19 protein-coding genes and 1 riboswitch are annotated in these 18,751 nt (G+C 32.4%); of the genes, 15 read left to right on the top strand and 4 right to left on the bottom strand.

Annotated elements, in window-relative coordinates:
* Positions 1 to 105: 105 nt before the first annotated feature.
* The 5 genes from BC748_RS08190 to BC748_RS08170 all read left to right on the top strand — a co-directional run bounded on the left by BC748_RS08190 (position 106) and on the right by BC748_RS08170 (position 4,471).
* Positions 106 to 1,146, top strand: coding sequence for a restriction endonuclease (locus BC748_RS08190; RefSeq protein WP_133532992.1), 1,041 nt, complete (start codon positions 106 to 108; stop codon positions 1,144 to 1,146).
* A 183-nt stretch (positions 1,147 to 1,329) separates the two neighbouring features.
* Positions 1,330 to 1,878, top strand: a complete 549-nt coding sequence (locus BC748_RS08185) for a hypothetical protein (RefSeq protein ID WP_133532991.1) — start codon at positions 1,330 to 1,332, stop codon at positions 1,876 to 1,878.
* A gap of 783 nt (positions 1,879 to 2,661) precedes the next feature.
* Positions 2,662 to 3,540 carry a DUF5694 domain-containing protein gene (locus tag BC748_RS08180; protein ID WP_133532990.1) on the top strand — a complete coding sequence of 293 codons (879 nt, stop codon included), beginning with the start codon at positions 2,662 to 2,664 and terminating at the stop codon, positions 3,538 to 3,540.
* A 41-nt stretch (positions 3,541 to 3,581) separates the two neighbouring features.
* On the top strand, positions 3,582 to 3,944 hold the full coding sequence (locus BC748_RS08175) for a hypothetical protein (RefSeq protein ID WP_133532989.1): 363 nt from the start codon (positions 3,582 to 3,584) through the stop codon (positions 3,942 to 3,944).
* Between the two features lie 41 nt (positions 3,945 to 3,985).
* On the top strand, positions 3,986 to 4,471 hold the full coding sequence (locus BC748_RS08170; protein WP_133532988.1) for a hypothetical protein: 486 nt from the start codon (positions 3,986 to 3,988) through the stop codon (positions 4,469 to 4,471).
* Positions 4,472 to 4,557: 86 nt separating this feature from the next.
* Here BC748_RS08170 and BC748_RS08165 read toward each other — a convergent pair whose 3' ends face one another.
* On the bottom strand, positions 4,558 to 5,154 hold the full coding sequence (locus tag BC748_RS08165) for an NUDIX hydrolase (RefSeq protein WP_133532987.1): 597 nt from the start codon (positions 5,152 to 5,154) through the stop codon (positions 4,558 to 4,560).
* Positions 5,155 to 5,161: 7 nt separating this feature from the next.
* On the opposite strand from BC748_RS08165, the gene pyrE reads away from it, so the two are divergent.
* The 3 genes from pyrE to BC748_RS08150 all read left to right on the top strand — a co-directional run bounded on the left by pyrE (position 5,162) and on the right by BC748_RS08150 (position 6,726).
* Positions 5,162 to 5,803: an orotate phosphoribosyltransferase gene (gene pyrE, locus BC748_RS08160; protein WP_133532986.1), complete on the top strand. Its 642-nt coding sequence runs from the start codon at positions 5,162 to 5,164 to the stop codon at positions 5,801 to 5,803.
* Positions 5,804 to 5,877: 74 nt separating this feature from the next.
* Positions 5,878 to 6,270: an SRPBCC family protein gene (locus BC748_RS08155; protein ID WP_133532985.1), complete on the top strand. Its 393-nt coding sequence runs from the start codon at positions 5,878 to 5,880 to the stop codon at positions 6,268 to 6,270.
* Between the two features lie 18 nt (positions 6,271 to 6,288).
* On the top strand, positions 6,289 to 6,726 hold the full coding sequence (locus BC748_RS08150; RefSeq protein WP_133532984.1) for a hypothetical protein: 438 nt from the start codon (positions 6,289 to 6,291) through the stop codon (positions 6,724 to 6,726).
* Positions 6,727 to 6,899: 173 nt separating this feature from the next.
* On the opposite strand, the gene BC748_RS08145 is transcribed toward BC748_RS08150, so the two are convergent.
* Positions 6,900 to 8,825 carry an LTA synthase family protein gene (locus BC748_RS08145; protein ID WP_133532983.1) on the bottom strand — a complete coding sequence of 642 codons (1,926 nt, stop codon included), beginning with the start codon at positions 8,823 to 8,825 and terminating at the stop codon, positions 6,900 to 6,902.
* 119 nt (positions 8,826 to 8,944) lie between these two features.
* Between BC748_RS08145 and BC748_RS08140 the strand changes: the two genes are divergently transcribed.
* Together BC748_RS08140 and BC748_RS08135 are read left to right on the top strand one after the other, a co-directional pair.
* Complete coding sequence (locus tag BC748_RS08140; RefSeq protein WP_133532982.1) at positions 8,945 to 10,717, top strand: AMP-dependent synthetase/ligase; 1,773 nt, start codon at positions 8,945 to 8,947, stop codon at positions 10,715 to 10,717.
* Positions 10,718 to 10,858: 141 nt separating this feature from the next.
* Positions 10,859 to 11,242: a hypothetical protein gene (locus BC748_RS08135; RefSeq protein ID WP_133532981.1), complete on the top strand. Its 384-nt coding sequence runs from the start codon at positions 10,859 to 10,861 to the stop codon at positions 11,240 to 11,242.
* 95 nt (positions 11,243 to 11,337) lie between these two features.
* Here BC748_RS08135 and BC748_RS08130 read toward each other — a convergent pair whose 3' ends face one another.
* Together BC748_RS08130 and BC748_RS08125 are read right to left on the bottom strand one after the other, a co-directional pair.
* Positions 11,338 to 12,405 (bottom strand): YncE family protein, encoded by a 1,068-nt coding sequence (locus BC748_RS08130; protein ID WP_133532980.1) that lies wholly within the window; start codon positions 12,403 to 12,405, stop codon positions 11,338 to 11,340.
* A gap of 5 nt (positions 12,406 to 12,410) precedes the next feature.
* On the bottom strand, positions 12,411 to 14,180 hold the full coding sequence (locus BC748_RS08125; protein ID WP_246014023.1) for a TonB-dependent receptor plug domain-containing protein: 1,770 nt from the start codon (positions 14,178 to 14,180) through the stop codon (positions 12,411 to 12,413).
* Between the two features lie 85 nt (positions 14,181 to 14,265).
* A riboswitch (cobalamin riboswitch) is annotated at positions 14,266 to 14,465 on the bottom strand.
* A 52-nt stretch (positions 14,466 to 14,517) separates the two neighbouring features.
* Between BC748_RS08125 and BC748_RS08120 the strand changes: the two genes are divergently transcribed.
* The 5 genes from BC748_RS08120 to BC748_RS08100 all read left to right on the top strand — a co-directional run bounded on the left by BC748_RS08120 (position 14,518) and on the right by BC748_RS08100 (position 18,721).
* Positions 14,518 to 15,654: an ABC transporter substrate-binding protein gene (locus tag BC748_RS08120; protein WP_133532978.1), complete on the top strand. Its 1,137-nt coding sequence runs from the start codon at positions 14,518 to 14,520 to the stop codon at positions 15,652 to 15,654.
* 87 nt (positions 15,655 to 15,741) lie between these two features.
* Positions 15,742 to 16,713, top strand: a complete 972-nt coding sequence (locus tag BC748_RS08115; protein WP_281275074.1) for an iron chelate uptake ABC transporter family permease subunit — start codon at positions 15,742 to 15,744, stop codon at positions 16,711 to 16,713.
* A 3-nt stretch (positions 16,714 to 16,716) separates the two neighbouring features.
* Complete coding sequence (locus BC748_RS08110) at positions 16,717 to 17,145, top strand: putative Ig domain-containing protein (protein ID WP_133532976.1); 429 nt, start codon at positions 16,717 to 16,719, stop codon at positions 17,143 to 17,145.
* Positions 17,146 to 17,147: 2 nt separating this feature from the next.
* A complete protein-coding gene (locus BC748_RS08105; protein WP_133532975.1) occupies positions 17,148 to 17,933 on the top strand; it encodes an ABC transporter ATP-binding protein in 786 nt (261 codons plus the stop codon).
* 32 nt (positions 17,934 to 17,965) lie between these two features.
* A complete protein-coding gene (locus BC748_RS08100) occupies positions 17,966 to 18,721 on the top strand; it encodes a dienelactone hydrolase family protein (protein WP_133532974.1) in 756 nt (251 codons plus the stop codon).
* The last annotated feature ends 30 nt before the right edge of the window (positions 18,722 to 18,751 follow it).

Raw genomic sequence — 18,751 nt, 5'->3', positions numbered from 1 at the left:
AAATTAAAAGAAAAAAAAGATGCGCATAACATGATGCTTTGGAATAAAATCAATTAATTTTAGAAAGATATAACCAAGTTAGGTGCAATTATTAAATCGTAAACAATGAACTATCAACATCACAAAGAATTTGAAGAAATCATATCACAACTTTTAGAGTTAATGGGATATTCTATTGAATTAAGGACTAGATTAGATAAAGGTGTAGATATTATTGCTAATCGAAAAAATGTTAAAAAATATATTGAAATTAAATTTTATCGTTCAGCACATATTCCCGCATCAGTTATTACTGAAAGTGCAAATCGACTAGCCTATAACTTAAAACAACAAAATGGTAATTCTGGAACTTTGATAGTAAATAGTTTAGTCGGTATAGCCTTAAAAAATAAAATAATAGATGACTATGGAATATCGATTTGGGATAGAAATACATTATACTCATTTCTTACAACATTGTCAAGTGATTTAAGAGATCAATTTGAAAAGTTACTATTAGAAGCTCAGCAAGGCACAAATACAAATTATGTTTTTGGTGGTTTCGAATCGGAGAAATTAAATGAAGAAAGTGAGGATAAAAATACTCAAGTCAATTTTAAAACTATACCTGTAAACAAAGGAGCGCATCTTTATAAAGAGCTTCAGAAAATTCAATGTGGAAAAAATGACTGGAATGCTTACGAAAAAAAGTGTAAAGAGATTTTAGAATTCCTATTTGAGAATGATCTTTCTCTTTGGGACAAACAAACAAGAACAGATGATGGACTATCACGCTTTGACCTAATATGCCGTATTGCTTCTAGCGATGACTATTGGAAAGCATTAATTAATGCTTTTAATACTCGTTTTATATTATTTGAATTTAAAAATTATTGCGCAAAAATAAGCCAAGATCAAATTTACACAACAGAACGATATTTGTTTAATAAAGCTTTACGTTCTGTTGGATTTATTATTTCTCGTCTTGGCGGCACAGACGGAGCAATTCAAGCCGCAAAAGGATCACTTAAAGAGCATGGTAAACTAATAATGATTTTATCTGACGAAAATTTGTGTGAAATGTTAAAACTTAAAGATAATGGAGATAGTCCAAATGACTACTTATCAAATCTATTAGATAAGTGGTTAATATCTCTATCAAGATAACTGCAACTAATAGCCTTTTTCATCAAATACAAATTTTGCAGTAAATGCACCTTTATATTTTGCAATAAATTTTATCTTTATTCCCAAAAAACTATAGCAGTATGCAAACTTGCCAATCAAAATAATGTCATACAAGGATGGTTTGCTGGTAAGCTTATAATAATTAATTTAAAAAACTAATACATGAAATTTTTAACCTTAGGTCTTGTTATTTTTGGATTTTGTAATTCCTTTTCCCAAATTCAAAATGTGGAAATAATTACCAAAAAAAATGATACCATAAAGAATGTCGAATTAAAAATGGGTCATATTTCTAAATCTAATCTAGAAGTCTTACTACAAGAAAAAATTACATACTTAGATAAACAAGGTGATAAAGTTAAGCTACTGCCAACAGATGTAAGTTCTTTTAGCTTTACATATGACAATGAAGTTTTACGTTTTGAGAACATTCAAGATAGAGGATTTGCCTTGGAGATGTACTCGAACAAACTCAAATTATTCAGAGTAAAAACTAATGCTTTCAATGTTTATATTATAAAAAAATCCGACGGTAAAGTAATCTACATGGAAGCAAAAGGATTGAGCAGACTAATTTCTAAAAAAGAAATTGCTAAGGCAATTCCAGATTGTCAAAGTACTTTACAAAAAGTTGAGGATAAAACATTAACTATTCAAGGTGAAGCCGGAGTTATTGAACTTGTAAAAGATTATGAAATGAATTGTAACTAAAAATCCACTCAGATAACACGGATTTACAATCTCTACCCGCAAAAACCCAATAAAAAATACCACCACAAAACCCTAACCTTTGCCATCCTGTAAAACGGTCGCAAAGGTTTTTTTTTGGCTATAAGTTACTCCCACAAGTTGAAAAACCAGCAAACCGTTGTTTTGTATAGGTAAAAAAAGCGCTTTGTAACTCCTTCATTTTCAGTGTTAAAAATTAAAAACAATAGTATAAGGCATAGTAAACAATAGTATAAGGCATAGCAAACAATAGTATAAAGCATAGCTTAGTATAGCTTTATACTCAACTTAGTTTAGCCTTATGCTCAACTTAGTATAGCCTTATGCTAAACTTAGTATAGCCTTATGCTCAACTTAGTTTAGCCTTATGCTCAACTTAGTATAGCTTTATGCTCAACTTAGTTTAGCCTTATGCTCAACTTAGTATAGCCTTATGCTCAACTTAGTTTAGCCTTATGCTCAACTTAGTATAGCCTTATACTCATATAAGTTTAGCTTTATACTTAAGTAAAGACCTTTTTATGCTATTTATGGTAAACCAAGTACTATAAGCCATGTTAGCTATAAGTAAACGTTACCCTAGTAGGTTAGAAGTTGATTTTTGAAGTTGATTTTAGAAGTTCTAACCTCATCTGCATTTGGTGAGCGCAAAGCAGGTTGAAACTAAATTGAAATTTTACTTATCTTTAATGCAAATTTTTAAAAAACCATTTCTAACGCAACTCGGCATCGCGTTACTCTAAACGCCAAAAACGCAATTCAACTATGAAAAATTCGATTAAAAAAGTAGCTACTATTGTTCTTTTGTTTTTATCATTTTCTATCAATGGACAGAGCAGTCACAAAAAAATCAAGATAATACTACTGGGTACTTTTCATTTTAATCAAAGCATCGACAGTACGAGTAAACTGCACTCCAACTTGTTTTCTGCAAAAAGACAAAGCGAAATAGCAGGTCTGGTTACAAAACTTGCCAATCAAAAACCAGACAAAATATTCTTAGAATTCAGCGAAAAAAATCAAGCCTATTACGATAGTATTTACAATGACTATCTGCAAGGCAAAGAACCAGCACGACTAAAAACAAAGGCAAACGAAATATTCCAACTGGGAATGAAAACCGCCAAAGTATTGAACCATAAAAAAGTTATCGGCATCAACTACCAACCCGAAGAATTGGCAGACAGCACCTATAAACCAAAAAATAAGGTGGATGAAGCCATACAGAAATTATATTTGGAATTGGGTGCTTTTAATGACGAAACACGAACAAACGCCAAGTTTTATGATTTAAAATATCCACACAAACTCCCGAAACAGGACTCGCTTTTGCAAAAAGTAAGTTTGGATAAGTATTTGCTACACATCAACTCTGAAAAAAAACTCCAACAAGCAGATTACTATGAGTGGAACTATTTCTTAAGTATGGGAACCGGATCGGATATGAGTTCGATGGAATATGTAAGCACGTTTTGGTATGGTGCAAACCTTAGAAACTTCAACAATATCTTGCGACAAGTTGATTATAAAGAAGACAACTGCTATTTGATTATTTATGGCTCCAACCACATTCCGTTTTTAAAATACCTGTTTAGCATGCACCCGTATTTTGAAGTGCTTGATTTGAATGAAGTGTTGAAGTAAAATTGGAGGTAATTAAAATATTGAGTAAAGTTTATTTTTAGATGGAAGAGAAATTTTGTTGGCGATGCAATTGTAATGTTAAAATGCTAAACGACTATGAATTCAATTTATGCAGAGAAGCATGGTTTGGTGGAAAAAAAGTAGTTGAAGAAGAATTGCAAAAAAGAAAGATTGAGAAGTATGTTTGGCTAGACCAAATCGAAACATTTGAACAATTTAGGTATTTACTTGAAATGTATCGTTTACTAACAGGAGAATATGAGTCAAACCCAAACGCAATATTGCACCATCAAAGAAGTCAATTCGGAATGAATTGTCCAAACTGTTCAAAACCATTCAGAACACCTAAAGCCAAATATTGTCCAAGTTGTGGTTATAGCACAGAAAACTTAACTAAAATTTAAATATGCTTTTGAAGCCAAGTCGAACAATGTTATAAATAATCATGAAAAAAACACATCTACTACTTGTAGTGCTTTTGGCAACTCTTTGTAGCTCTTGCTATTCGTATAAAATCTATCCGAAACAATATCGAAAACTAGAGAACAAACAACCAAAACGCAGCGCCTATATTGAGAACGACACTTTAAAAAAAGAACTAAAAATTTTAGCCTATTCGGAATTGTTTGAAATTGTATCCGATAGTACTACAGCAGACTTAAAAATAAAACTGTATCCGTTGGAAAAAAGTTTGGTTTGCGGACAACCTTTAACAGCTTCAATGCTGACCATTGGGCAATTGCCGGTGTACTTAAAGGATCAATATACCTATCGTTTTGACGAAAAAGAAAATGGAAAAGTAACTGAAAGAAAATTAGAATTGAAGATAGCGCAACGCGTTTGGTTCTGGGATATGTTTACTTTTGATAAAAATTTTGAAAAAAAATCAGGTAAAGCCGTTCTAGGAGAATACCAAACGGTGGTAAAATAGTTTCAGAATAAGTAAAAAAATAACAGTTGAGCAATAAATGCTAATTCTTCACTCTCAACTACCTACTAACTACTACCTACTCCCAACTACTTCGCCTCTTCCTCAAACAGAAGCTTAATATTTTCATAGGAGTTTTTTAAAGCTTCTTTCACTTGCTCTGGGTTGAGCCAGGCTACTTTTTCAATTCCTTCATTCATTTGAGGAACTAAATCGCCTTCGTGTTCGGTGTACATTTCAAACCAATGAGTAATTTTTAGTTTATACACTTTGTTTCGCTTAAAAATATGATAGGTTTTTTGCAGTTTTCTTTTGATTTTCAATTTGCCAACGCCTGTTTCTTCTTCCACTTCGCGCATGGCAGTCAAATGCATTTCTTCGCCTTTTTCTTTTCCGCCTTTTGGCAAATCCCATTTACCATTTCTGAAAATAAACAAAACTTCGCCTTTTTTGTTATACACCAAACCGCCACCGGCTTTTTGATAAGGAACTTTTTCTTTTAGTTTGGTTAGAATGGCTTTCTCGTCAGGATAATAGAGGTAAGCGTTTTCTACTTTATCGGTATAGATATTGATAACTAATTTTCGAATATCAATACTCTCAAGCAAAAACAATTGAAAATTGGTTTCCTTTTCAATTTTATTTGTTAAAAAAAGAGCTTTCTCGTTGACAAAAACTTTATACATTTGTACTATGATTTTTAATAAAGACACAGCCGAAAAAACAGCCGAGTTGCTTTTACAAATAAATGCAATTAAATTGAATCCTAAAAATCCTTTTACATGGGCTTCGGGCTGGAACTCACCAATTTATTGTGACAATCGTTTAATCCTCTCATTTCCAGCGATAAGAAATTTTGTTCGCGAAGAATTTTCTAAGCATATTGAAAAACAATATGGTAAACCTGACGTAATTGCTGGTGTTGCCACTGGCGCTATTGGTATTGGTATGCTAGTTGCCGAATATATGGGATTGCCTTTTGTATATGTCCGTCCGGAACCTAAAAAACACGGAAGACAAAATCAAGTAGAAGGTTTTCTACAAAGTGGTCAAAATGTGGTCGTTGTTGAAGATTTAATCAGTACAGGAAACAGTAGTTTATTAGCTGTTGAAGCACTGAAAGAAGCTGGTGCTAATGTGAAAGGAATGGTTGCTATTTTTACCTATGGTTTTGATATTGCTACTGAAAACTTCAAAAAAGCCAATGTAGATTTGAATACGCTTGCCGATTATGAACATTTGTTACACTTGGCTGTTGCCAAAAATTATATCACTGAAAAAGAATTAGAAACATTGCAAGAATGGAGAAAAAATCCGTCGACTTGGAATAAATAGACGAATAGATAATAGATGAATTGATAATAGACTTTTAACTTATCCCTTTTCTCTTATCCCTAAAAAATAAAAAAATGAACCTAGAAAGCCCAAAAGTAACCGTAGAAAAATCTTCAGAATATTTATTCAATGCCTTATCGGATGTGAAAAATTTTGAAAAGCTAATGCCTGAAAACATTGCGAAATTTGAAGTATTAGGCGATGATATTTTTAACTTCGGATTAAAAGGTATGCCTGAAATCAAATTGAGATTAAAAGAAGGTGTGCCACATTCGAAAGTAAATCTTGCTGCGGCTAGTGATAAATTACCTTTCACACTAACGGCTAATTTAGATGCTGTTGCTGAAAATACAACCAGCGTTCAACTGGTTTTTGATGGCGAATTCAACCCTATGATGGCGATGATGATTAAAGGTCCAATCACGAAGTTTATTGAGACTTTGGCTGAGAATATGGGGAAATTGTAATTCCTCAACTTACTTCTAATGAAAATTGTTGATCATAAACAAACATGGGAAGGATTTTTTACCTATCCATCTGACGATGATTATAGCGATCAAGATTTAGAAGTTACTTTCAAAATGGAATTAATTTTTAATGAAAACTCGTTTACTGGCACATCAAGAGATTCTGAATCTGAACACATTTTTGAAGAACCAACGATAGTTAAAGGATTTATTGAGGATAATAAAATCAGTTTTATTTTAAATTACCCTTGTTATTACTACAGAGATGAAGATGGAAATATTCAAATCGATAAAGATTTACCACATCCAATTGTTGAATATCTTGGTTATTATGACGAATATGAGAAAAAATATTCAGGAACTTGGGAAATAATAATCCATGAAGAAAAAATTTCTGAGGATAATTTTCTTGAAGAATTTATATACGGCGACTTTGAAATGCAGCGAATAAAATAAAACGATTTTAAACTGTTATTTTTTTATTTAATTGTTTATTGAAACTTAAAGCTTATAATATTGGGAAATTGTAATTCCTCAACTTTTTGTCATTTCGACGAAGGAGAAATCTCATTATATTAAAATTTTGATGTGATTTCTCCTTCGTCGAAATGACAAAAGACTTAAAATAATTACTTTACCGTAGTCAATCGTTTGTCAATTACTCGTTCCATATAATCTTGAATAAAGGCTTTGCATCGCATTTCAAGTGAATCCATTTCAGGATTTCGACGATTGATTAAATTTCGCTCCATCGCTTTGTCGTTTTTATCATAGAAACCAACGGCTTTTTTTCCGTCGAAAGTACAGATGTAATTACCACTCATGTATTGATACACATTGCCAGAATGTTTTATTACAAACGGTGGAACTTGCTTATCATTGATTAAACTTCTGCCCCAACTTCTGAATGGTTTTTGATAGCCAATCATATCAAGAAGCGTTGGATAAATATCGATTTGCTGTGCCCAATCATTATTGACACCAACATACTTTTTATTTGGCGTAAAAAATAATATTGGAACGGTATGTTTGTTAAATTCTTTTCGGTATTCTTCATACGCAATTGTATTGCCATGATCGGCAACCATCACAAAAATGGTGTTGTTGTACCAAGGTTGTTTTTTGGCTTCGGCAAAGAAACGCTGTAAAGCAAAGTCAGTATAACCAATACATTGATTGATATTTACTTTTCCTTTTGGAAACTTACCTTCATATTTTTCTGGAATTTGATAAGGCGCATGTGATGAAACGGAGAACATCGTTGCCATAAAAGGTTGTTTCTTTTTCGATATTGTTTTATTAAAATATTGAAAGAAAGGTTCGTCCCAAATTCCCCAAACACCATCAAACTCCGCATCATTATTGAATTCGTTTTTACCATAATAATGATCATAACCCAATATATTTCCGAAACCTAGAAATCCCATGGAACCATTTGGCGCACCATGAAAAAACGAAGTATCATAACCATCACTTTTTAACGTTGAGACTAAGGACTCTATTTTTTGTTTTGGATAAGGTGACGAAGTAAAAGCCACTTTAAAAGACGGTATTCCTGCAATAACAGATGAAACACCATGTATGGACTTCCATCCATTAGCATAAGCGTTAGTATAAATCAAACTACTTTGCGATAACGAATCGATAAAAGGTGTATAACTTTCATAATCAGCTATTTTCACGTCTTTATTGAAAGCACCACTGTATTCTCTTCCAAAACTTTCTAAGATAAAAACAACAATGTTTGGCTTGGTTGAAGGATTGTTTTTGTACTGTTTTATTGGAACTAATAATGAATCTACTGTTGCTTTTGGAAGGTAGTTTTCTTTTTTAAACATATTGGCACTCCAAGTTCTGATGATGGCAAAAGGCGTGTTTAAAACCAAATCAGCTTGGGAAGAATTAGTCACATATCGGCTAGCATCTAACAGATTTATAGGTCGTGTACTTTTTCTGAAATCGCCACGAATTCCACCAACACAAAGCGTTAAAATCAATAAGAAACTGACTATTGATGTTGCAAAGTATTTCAGTGTCGGCTTTTGGCTGTGTTCTTTGACTTTAACTAATTTGTACAGTCGTATCCAAACATAAGCCGTTAGGAAAAACAATAAAAACACATGCCAATAATCAATTACGAAACTCAAAAACAATAGACCTTTATTACTCTCGTTTTCCAGCGATTCCAAGGACGCTTTTGTGCTTCTTCCAAAAATAAATCTGTAGTAGATGAAATCGGCAAAATTGAAAACGTAAGCCAATAAATTAGTAACGAAATACAAGTAAAACAAAAACTTTTGGTATCCTTTTTTAGCATTCACCAAAACGGGAAAAACAGAAAGAATAATAAACAAACTGTTGATATAAAGTATGGAAGTCGTATCGAATGCAATACCGTGATAACACAATCTAAAAAAGTCAACAACTCCATCAACTTTTATCAAATCACTATTGTAAATAAAAAATAAAACTCGGGCTAAAAAGTAAAACACATACGCTAATAATATTCTAAAAAACAACGCTTTGTATTCTATAAATCGTGGAAATTTATGCATGAACTTTTTTAATTATTGGAATACAAAACTACATATTTCGACATTATTTTTGTCATATTCTAAATTATTATTGTGTTTAATTACAATAATCATTAATTTGCATCAAAAATTTATCCTACATGGCTTCAATAACACGTCTTTTTGATTTTCCTTATCATCAATTAGAAAAATATAATATCCCAGATGCTTTAGTTACAAAGCACAATGGTACATGGGTTAAAACCTCAACGCAAGAATACATTGATAATGCAAACACTATATCAAGAGCATTGTTGCGTTTAGGAGTTCAAAAAAATGATAAAATTGCCATCATTTCTTCTAATAACAGAACCGAATGGCACATTATGGATATAGGAACGCTGCAAACTGGAGCGCAAACAGTGCCAATTTATCCAACCATTTCAGAAGCGGATTATGAGTATATTTTAAACCACTCGGAAGCTATCTTTTGTTTTGTTTCCGATGATGAAGTACTTCACAAACTGAATGCTATAAAAAACAATGTTCCTAAATTGAAAGACATCTATTCGTTCAATCAAATTGAAGGATGCAAGAATTGGACAGAACTACTAGAATTAGGTAAAGACACCAGCAATCAAGATGTAGTTGAAGATAGAAAAAACAATGTAAAAGCATTGGAACTTGCCACAATAATCTATACTTCGGGAACGACAGGCAAGCCAAAAGGCGTAATGCTTTCGCACAATAATATTGTTTCAAATGTTTTAGATTCAGCCAATAGAATTCCTTTTGACGCAGGGAAAAGTCGTGCGTTGAGCTTCTTGCCTATTTGTCATATCTACGAACGAATGGTGACTTATATCTATCAATATTATGGCGTTGCTATCTATTTTGGTGAATCAATAGAAAAAATATCAGACAATATAAAAGAAGTACAACCCAACGTAATGACAGGTGTGCCTCGACTTATTGAGAAAGTCTATGAAAAAATCATTGCAAAAGGTTCTGAACTCACAGGAATTAAAAAGAAACTATTCTTTTGGGCTGTGGAAGTTGGGTTACAATATGAACCAGAGCATGCCAATGGCTGGTGGTATGATTTTAAGCTAAAAATTGCTAGAAAACTTATCTTCAGTAAATGGAAAGCTGGTCTTGGTGGGAAATTAGATTTAATCGTTAACGGAAGTGCAGCTTTGCAACCACGTTTAGCTCGCATATTTGCTGCTGCCGAAATTCCAGTTATGGAAGGATATGGATTATCAGAAACATCGCCAGTAATATCGGTTAATGACCAACGAAATGGTGGGTTTAGAATTGGAACTGCTGGACGAATAATTGATAACGTAGAAGTGAAAATTGCTGCCGATGGCGAAATACTTTGCAAAGGTCCAAATGTCATGATGGGTTATTATAAAGATGAAAAACTAACGAGCGAAGCTATTGTTGATGGTTATTTTCACACAGGTGATATTGGTGAAGTGGATTCTGATGGATTTTTAAGAATAACTGACCGTAAGAAAGAAATGTTCAAAACCTCTGGAGGCAAATATATTGCGCCTCAGTTGTTAGAAAACACTATGAAACAATCGCGTTTCATTGAGCAAATTATGGTAATTGGTGATGGACAAAAAATGCCAGCTGCTTTTATTCAACCGAGTTTTGATTTCATCAAAGAATGGGCGAAAATCCATAACATCAATATTGGAACTACAAATGAAGAAATCATTTCAAACCAACAAGTTATCGACCGAATTCAACAAGAAGTTGACACACTAAACGAGAAGTTTGGTAATTGGGAAAAAATTAAGAAGTTTGAATTAACGCCAGATTTATGGACAATTCCTTCCGGACATTTAACTCCTACTATGAAGCTGAAACGAAAAGTTGTGATGGAAAAATACATCAACTTGTTTCACAAGATCTACGGCTAACATTGACCTGAGCACTACTCAGTGCTGTTTTGTTTATTAACAATTCTATTCTTTAAAAAGTTAACAATTAAACAGTTGTTAAATTATTATATTCTCAATATTTTAATACTTTTATTGAACTAATCAATAAAACAATAAACTATGAATGTAAAAAACTTTTTAGTAGCAGGAATTGTTGGAGGAATTGTAGATTTTCTTCTAGGTTGGGTATTTTATGGAATGTTATTTAAAGACATCTATCCCGAAACACCTGACATGAAATTAGAATTCATCTTTCTTGGATGTTTAACTTTTGGATTATTAATGTCCTACATCTTTACAAAATGGGCAGGAATTACAAACGCAATGACAGGTTTAACAGCTGGAGTTGTAATAGGTATTCTTTATGGACTTTCAACCAACTTCTTTATGTATTCTAACAGGCCTATAAATGTTCAAAACTTTATGATTGACCTGGTTATTTCTATCATTATTGGTGGTGCTGTTGGTGCAGTAGTTGCGCTAGTAAATGGGAAAATGAAATAGTTGAATTGATTTATATTGTGAAACCACGACTATTCTTTTATAGTCGTGGTTTTTTTTTTTAAGTATAAAATAATTTTATCCTATGGCTTAGCTGGCTAATTAAAATAAAATCCTGCCGGAATGACACCAACTGTTTTATTGGCAAGTAAATCCCCATCAAGTGAGTAAACATATACTTTTCCGTTAGAGCTATAGTCTACAGCATCGCCTACAAAGATTTTATTGTTTTTGACCGCAAAGCTATATACGTCATACTCACTTTGTTCCGAAATTGAAAATAACTCAGTAGCTGGCAAAGTATTAGCTGATAGTGTTTTTTTATAAATACCAGAGTCAACCGTATAGTAAAGACTGTTATTTTCTATCACTAAATTGGATGGATGCTGTCCTTCTGGAAAACTAATGGTGCTCGTGACTGTATTGTTTGACAATCTTATTTTTACTAATTTCCCCAATGTTTCATCTTGTGTCCAAAATGGTTTTCCTCCACAAATAACATATAAATAACCGTCTTCTTCTTCTATCGAATTAGGAACATCACCAACAGCAATGGTTGTTTGCAACGCATCTGTAGCAGCATTGATTACTGAAATAGTGTTGCCATAACCAAATCCTCCAGAGTGAGCAACATACAACTTATCATTTTCTTCAATAATACGCTCTGGACCTTCTGCTACAGCAATCGTAGATGAAACAGTATTAGTGGCAAGATTTATAACTGCGACAAAATCATCTGTTGTACTTCCTCCATTTCCCCAATTGGTTACATACGCTTTACCTCTAGCAAATTGAATGTATCTTGGATTAGATAAACCTTCAGAAATAGTACCAACATGTGCTAAAGTAAAACGGTTTACAATCTCGATTTTGCTCGAGCCATTCAAAACGATATAGGCTAAATTAGTATAAAATCCAATATCTTGTGCGGTATCGCCAAGTGTGATAGTTGGGTTAACTAAAGAAAAAATAGTATTTTGAAAAGTACTTAAATCATTTGAAAAATAAGACAACGAAGCATTGCCATATCCAAAACCTCCTTGGTTTAGAATTAGAACACCGTTATCATAATTACCAAGAGGTGTTTCATTAGCATCATCATCAGTACACGAGGTAAACAAAGATGAACCAATAATGGCAGCGAAAAATAGTTTTTTGAAATTCATTGTATTTATAGATTAAAATTAAAATTTAGTATATAATTTCTTCCTGGAAGAGGTCTTTGAATAACCGCTTGGTAGTTTTCATTAGCAAGATTTTGCACCTGAAAACCCATTCTACAGTACTTTAAAATTTGGTATTCAATACCTAAATTAACCACATTGTATTCTTTTAAACGATAATAATTATCGAGCGATGTAAACACGGCTCCATTAAATAAATGGGAACCAAAGACAGTTAATTTTCTATAGTTATAAGCAACACTGGAAGTTAATTTATGCTGGGGAACATAAATTAACTGTTTTCCAGTGTCTTGATTTTCTGAAATAGTATATCCGTAATTGAGATTTAATTTAACTACATGGTGATGAAACAATCGTTTATTGTAACCCAAACTTGTTTCTATTCCATATGTATTCACTCTATTGGTATTGATTGGTTGCCAAAGTCCGTTACTATTGGGCTTCCAACTAATCATGTCTTTTATTTTATTATAAAAACCTGTTAGAGTAAAAACCAGATTTTTTGTAGTTATTTCGTTTATTACATCGAATTGAAGCGCACTTTCTGGATTTAAATCTGGATTTCCTCCTTGTTGCCAATAAAGATCATTAAAAGTTGGTATTCTAAAGTTTTTAGATACATTCATTTTAATTTTATAGTATTTAGCAAGGGAATAATTCGTTCCAAAGGAAAATAGATAAGGACTTTGATAATTGCTAGTAATTTCTTTTCGTAAATTAATTTCATACAGAAAATCACTAGTCAGTTGGTGTTTCATCAATAAAATGCCCGAAAAAATATCGCGCGAAGTAGTTTTTAAATCAGAACCAAAGCCTTTTGTATGGGTATAATCAAATAGTGAATTAAGTGTTATTTTATCTGTAATTTGATATGAAAAATCATATTTGGCTATAGTAGTTTCCGATTTTCCATAATTAAAAAAAACTTCATTTTTATCCTCAAAATACTTGTAACTTTCTGTTAAAAAAGCCAAACGGATATTAGAGGTCGTTTTACTAGTAAAGTTAGCATATTCAAGTAAGCTTCTAGTATTCCAATCTTCATATTTGCTTTTAGAAGCTGCAGCCAGCGTTCCCGAAAAGTGACGCAAACCATCAAATACTTGACTGTAAAACTTTAAATAATTCTTAGGGTTAATTTTATATCCTAATGAAAGATTTGCACTGGTATTTTCAAACTGTCCGTTTTGATTTTTCTGATTGGTATTGAGGTATTTATAATCATTATCAGAGTTATTTCTAACTATCGAAAACTGTGAACTTAATCGCTCAGTAGAGGCATTAAGAGCATAATTTACACTCAACGTGTTAAAACTCCCATATCGAATTTGAAGCGCATTAGAAAATTCTTTTTCAAACTTTAATGCATTAGAAAGATGGATACTTCCTCCGATAGCACTCGAGCCATAAATAGCACTTCCGCCACCAGCTCTGATAGTTACCTCATTATAATTACCATTATTAATCGTATTAAAGTCGGTTAATCCGTTGAGTTGTGAGTTGATGTTGATTCCGTTCCAAATTACAGCTGTTTGCTGTGCGGTTGTACCTCTAAACGAAGGTGAAGAAACCATTCCTAACCCATTTTCTTTAAAGTAAATAGTTGAATTATAATTCAATAAAGATGTTAATGAGGTATTGCTTCTCGAAATAATCGAATCATTGAGTTTTGAAACATATTTAGTGTTAGAAAATTTCTTTAGTTGTGTATCTGATACAATTACTTCATTTAGAACAATAGTATCGTTTTGCGCCATAATACATTGGCACAAAAGCAATAAAAACAAAAGAAACCTATTTTTTAAAGTCATACTTACTGAATCTTTTTTCCCGAAGATTCGTTATTCGTTATGAAAAAAGGCAGGTCTCCTGACTTGCGTCTTGTTGTTTACCTTCTCATCCGCCATAGCGAACAATGGTTTTGTAGTAACAACAAGCTTTGTAGCTTACAGTTGCGGGAACAGTTTTGGATTTTAACCAAATTCCCTTTTAATGTGATTTTGAAATAAACTAAAATCACAACCTTAATTCGGGTGTAAAGGTAAATTAAATTATTAGAAACAATAGTTTACTTTTGCTAAAAAATAAAATTAAATGAAAAGCGTTTCTATTTTTTTGTCTTTACTCCTTTTTTCTTTGCTATTTGTTCAATGCAAAAAAGAAGAAATTTCAAAAGTCAACGAAGTTTCGGTTGAAACTGTAAAATATGCCAAAGGTTTTTCGATTGTTAATCACAATGGTTACAGTATTGTTACAGTAAAAAATCCATGGCCAAAAGCAACTAAAACCTACACTTATATTCTGAAAGAAAAAAACGGAATAATCCCAGATAGTTTGAAGCAAAATCCAATCATAAACGTTCCTATCAACACAATTGTGGTTACTTCTACTACTCATATTCCATCATTAGAAATGCTGGATGTAGAAGACAAATTGATTGGCTTCCCTAACTTAGATTATATTTCGTCCGAAAAAGTTCGTGAGTTAATTGATGCAAATAAAGTTAAAGAATTAGGCAATAATCAGTCATTAAATACCGAAATTCTAATTGATTTACAACCTGATGTCATCATTGGTTATGGAATTGACGGCAACAATCCAACACTTGATAATTTGCAGAAAAGCGGTTTAAAAGTGATGCTAAACGGCGATTGGAACGAAGAAACACCACTTGGCAAAGCAGAATGGATTAAGTTTTTTGGTGTTTTATTTGGCAAACAAAAGAAAGCAGAAGAACTATTTTCAAAAATTGAAAAAGATTATTTAAAGACAATAGAAATTGCTAAACTAGCCACAAAACAACCAACTATTCTTGCTGGTGACATGTTTGAAGACAAATGGTATTTACCCAAAGGAACAAGTTGGGGAAGTTTGATGCTCAAACAAGCCAATGCGAACTATCTTTGGCAAGAAACGACAGGTACAGGTAGCTTATCCTTATCGTTTGAAACGGTATTTGAAAAAGCTAAAAATGCGGATATTTGGATAACCTCAGGACAGTTTTCAACGTTGAAAGAAATGACAGATGCCAATTCACATTACGCGCAATTTGATGCATTTAAAAATAAAAATGTCTATTCCTTTACCAGAAAAAAAGGGAAAAAAGGCGGAATATTATATTATGAATTGGCACCTAATCGTCCCGATATTGTATTAAAAGATTTGGTAAAAATTCTACATCCTGAATTGTTAGTTGGATATGAACCATTCTTTTTTGAAAAAATAAAATAAAACTAATCTATTGAACGCATTGTTTGTGATTTGAAACCTAATAAAAACTACATATCGCTTTTTGGATTCTTGCTGGTATTATTGCTATTGGCATTATTACTTAATATTTCGTTTGGACAAGTTGCCATTCCAATGAAAGAAGTTTTCAAAAGCCTTTTTGGATCATCGGCAAGCAAAGAAACTTGGGAATATATCATCATTAATTATCGTTTACCAAAAGCTATCACAGCAATATTAGTTGGTGTTTCACTCTCTATTAGCGGATTGTTAATGCAAACTTTTTTCAGAAATCCACTTGCTGGACCTTACGTTTTGGGCTTGAGTTCGGGTTCAAGTCTTGGTGTGGCTTTTGTGGTATTAGGATCAAGTTTTTTACCATCAATTGCAGCACAATTTTTTCTTTCTTCCTATGGTATAATTACAGCATCTTGCTTAGGAAGCTTATTGGTTTTACTACTTATTATTTTAGTTTCCAAATATCTACGAGATGTGATGTCAATTTTAATTGTAGGCTTAATGTTTAGTAGTTTTACGAGTGCTATTGTTACTATTTTAACCAATTTCAGCACAGCAGAACAACTACAAAAATTTATGTTTTGGTCCATGGGAAATATTGGCAATGTAAGTTGGCAAAACATTGTTTTCTTGACTATGGCTGTTGCTATTGGAGTGATTTTGAGCATTGCTACACTTAAGTCATTGGATACGCTACTGCTCGGTGAAAATTATGCAAAAAGCATGGGACTGAATTACAAAAGAACACAATATTTCATCATTTTTTCAACTAGTATTTTGACGGGTAGTATCACCGCTTTTGTTGGACCAATTGCATTCATTGGATTGGCTGTACCACATTTGGCAAAACTGCTTTTTCAAACCAGCAATCACAAGTTATTATTTGGAGCAACTATATTAATTGGAGCAATAATTATGTTACTTTGTGATGTTATTTCTCAAATGCCGATGAGCGATTTTACATTACCAATCAATGCTATAACATCATTGGTTGGCGCACCAATTGTGATTTGGTTAATTGTTAAAAAGAAAAATTTTAGATAAAACATGAAAGCCATTTTTAGATTTTCAATAGTATTTATACTGTTTACAACTTACAGCTGTAGTGAACTAATTGATTGTATAGCTAGTACAAAACCAGAATTAAAATCAAAATCATTATCTCTTGGTTTTACTGGTCAACCGTATAGTAATTTTATTGAAGCATCGGTAAAAAACGACTCGAATGACGATGACTATGATTATCATTTTTCAATCTCTGGAAATTTTCCACCAGGAATGACTTATTTTGAACAAAACAGAAGATTATATTTCAGTGGTGCTGCAAATCAAGGAGGAACTTATACATTTAAAGTTACTGTAACCATCGATTATCCTGAATATTATGATACAGATCAAGGTTTTTGGGAAGATGACAACCGAATTTGTTTTGGAGATGATACCGTTTCAAAAAATTACACAATTACCATTCAATAACATTGAACGAAAAAACCATCATATCAACAGATAATTTATCCATTGGCTACAAAACCAAAAAGGATACTATTGTTATTGCTGACAATCTGAACCTAAATTTAGAAACTGGAAAGTTAATCACTTTGGTTGGCGCCAACGGAATTGGTAAATCAACCCTAATACGAACTTTAACTGGAATTCAAAAACCACTTTCGGGAACTGTTATTTTGAATGAAAAAAATATCAATTCGTTTGATAAATTAAGCCTTGCAAAAGAATTAAGCTTGGTTTTGACTGAAAATTTACCACCAAGCAATTTGACTGTTTTTGAACTTGTTGCACTAGGAAGACAACCTTACACCAATTGGCTAGGCAATCTTTCTGAAGAAGATTTAGAAAAAGTAAATGCCATCATGCAACTTACACAAACAGAACATTTAGCTAATAAAAAGCATTTTGAAATAAGCGATGGACAACTTCAAAAAGTAATGATATCAAGAGCATTAGCGCAAGAAACTTCTATCGTTATCTTAGATGAACCAACAACGCATTTGGATTTATTTCATAAAGTTGCCGTTTTCAAACTTTTGAAAAAATTATCGAAAGAAACCAATAAATGCATTCTTTTTTCAACTCATGATATTGATTTAGCCATCCAACTTTCGGATGAAATGATTGTTATGACTGAAAAAAATATCATCCAAGACCAACCTTGTAACTTGATTTCGAAAGGAATTTTTAATTCGCTTTTCAATGATAAATCGATTACCTTTGATGAAACCAAAGGAAAGTTTATCATTCAATCATAAACCTATTTTGTTTACTCATCAAAAAAAATATCATGAAAAAGAAAGTACTACTATTTATTTTGTTGGTTTCAATTGCCTCAAACGCTCAAAAATTAATTCCTTATAATGATGGTGAACAAAAGCTAGAAGGTGTTTTTTATAATCCAATAAAAAGCAATGGAAATGCAGTTTTATTGCTTCCAGCTTGGAAAGGAATTGATGCCAATGCCAATGAAAATGCTGCTGAATTAGCTAAATTAGGTTATAAAACTTTTGTAGCTGATATTTATGGAATTGACAAAAGACCAACTTCTACAGCGGAAGCGGGAAAAAGTGCTGGATATTTTAAAACGAATTATATCGAATATCAAAAAAGAATTCAATTGGCCCTAAATGAATTAATCAAGCAAGGTGCAAACAAAAATAAAATTGCTATTATTGGTTATTGTTTTGGCGGAACTGGCGCTATTGAAGCAGCAAGAGCAAACCTATCTGTGCAAGGCGTTGTTTCATTTCATGGTGGTTTGGGTAGGAATTCTGAAAGAACAATTGATGTTATTAATCCAAAAGTTTTAGTACTTCACGGAGCAGATGATTTTTATGTAAGTGAAGCAGAAATAAAATCGTTTCAAAACGAAATGCGAACTGCAAAAGCGGATTGGCAAATGAATTATTACGCTGATGCTGTTCACGGTTTTACTCACACCGATGGTGGAAATGACAAAAGCAAAGGTGTTGCGTACAACGAAAAAGCAGCTAAACGTTCTTGGAAAGCGATGTTAGCTTTTTTTGATGAGATTTTTAATTAAATCCAAATAATTTATTTAGCCTTTAACTTT

It is taken from the genome of Flavobacterium dankookense (genome assembly GCF_004362665.1).
GTDB lineage: Bacteria > Bacteroidota > Bacteroidia > Flavobacteriales > Flavobacteriaceae > Flavobacterium > Flavobacterium dankookense.
Note: the sequence above shows the minus strand (reverse complement) of the source record. Positions and strands in the feature narration are given on the sequence as shown.

Excerpts from the sequence above, each read along its gene's own strand:
- BC748_RS08110 (WP_133532976.1), top strand. The coding sequence starts at position 16,717 with ATGAAAGCCATTTTTAGATTTTCAATAGTATTTATACTGTTTACAACT.
- BC748_RS08120 (WP_133532978.1), top strand. The coding sequence starts at position 14,518 with ATGAAAAGCGTTTCTATTTTTTTGTCTTTACTCCTTTTTTCTTTGCTA.
- BC748_RS08175 (WP_133532989.1), top strand. The coding sequence starts at position 3,582 with ATGGAAGAGAAATTTTGTTGGCGATGCAATTGTAATGTTAAAATGCTA.
- BC748_RS08125 (WP_246014023.1), bottom strand. The coding sequence starts at position 14,180 with ATGGCGCAAAACGATACTATTGTTCTAAATGAAGTAATTGTATCAGAT.
- BC748_RS08170 (WP_133532988.1), top strand. The coding sequence starts at position 3,986 with ATGAAAAAAACACATCTACTACTTGTAGTGCTTTTGGCAACTCTTTGT.
- BC748_RS08185 (WP_133532991.1), top strand. The coding sequence starts at position 1,330 with ATGAAATTTTTAACCTTAGGTCTTGTTATTTTTGGATTTTGTAATTCC.
- pyrE (WP_133532986.1), top strand. The coding sequence starts at position 5,162 with ATGATTTTTAATAAAGACACAGCCGAAAAAACAGCCGAGTTGCTTTTA.
- BC748_RS08180 (WP_133532990.1), top strand. The coding sequence starts at position 2,662 with ATGAAAAATTCGATTAAAAAAGTAGCTACTATTGTTCTTTTGTTTTTA.
- BC748_RS08190 (WP_133532992.1), top strand. The coding sequence starts at position 106 with ATGAACTATCAACATCACAAAGAATTTGAAGAAATCATATCACAACTT.
- BC748_RS08165 (WP_133532987.1), bottom strand. The coding sequence starts at position 5,154 with ATGTATAAAGTTTTTGTCAACGAGAAAGCTCTTTTTTTAACAAATAAA.
- BC748_RS08140 (WP_133532982.1), top strand. The coding sequence starts at position 8,945 with ATGGCTTCAATAACACGTCTTTTTGATTTTCCTTATCATCAATTAGAA.
- BC748_RS08130 (WP_133532980.1), bottom strand. The coding sequence starts at position 12,405 with ATGAATTTCAAAAAACTATTTTTCGCTGCCATTATTGGTTCATCTTTG.
- BC748_RS08155 (WP_133532985.1), top strand. The coding sequence starts at position 5,878 with ATGAACCTAGAAAGCCCAAAAGTAACCGTAGAAAAATCTTCAGAATAT.
- BC748_RS08145 (WP_133532983.1), bottom strand. The coding sequence starts at position 8,825 with ATGCATAAATTTCCACGATTTATAGAATACAAAGCGTTGTTTTTTAGA.
- BC748_RS08135 (WP_133532981.1), top strand. The coding sequence starts at position 10,859 with ATGAATGTAAAAAACTTTTTAGTAGCAGGAATTGTTGGAGGAATTGTA.
- BC748_RS08150 (WP_133532984.1), top strand. The coding sequence starts at position 6,289 with ATGAAAATTGTTGATCATAAACAAACATGGGAAGGATTTTTTACCTAT.
- BC748_RS08100 (WP_133532974.1), top strand. The coding sequence starts at position 17,966 with ATGAAAAAGAAAGTACTACTATTTATTTTGTTGGTTTCAATTGCCTCA.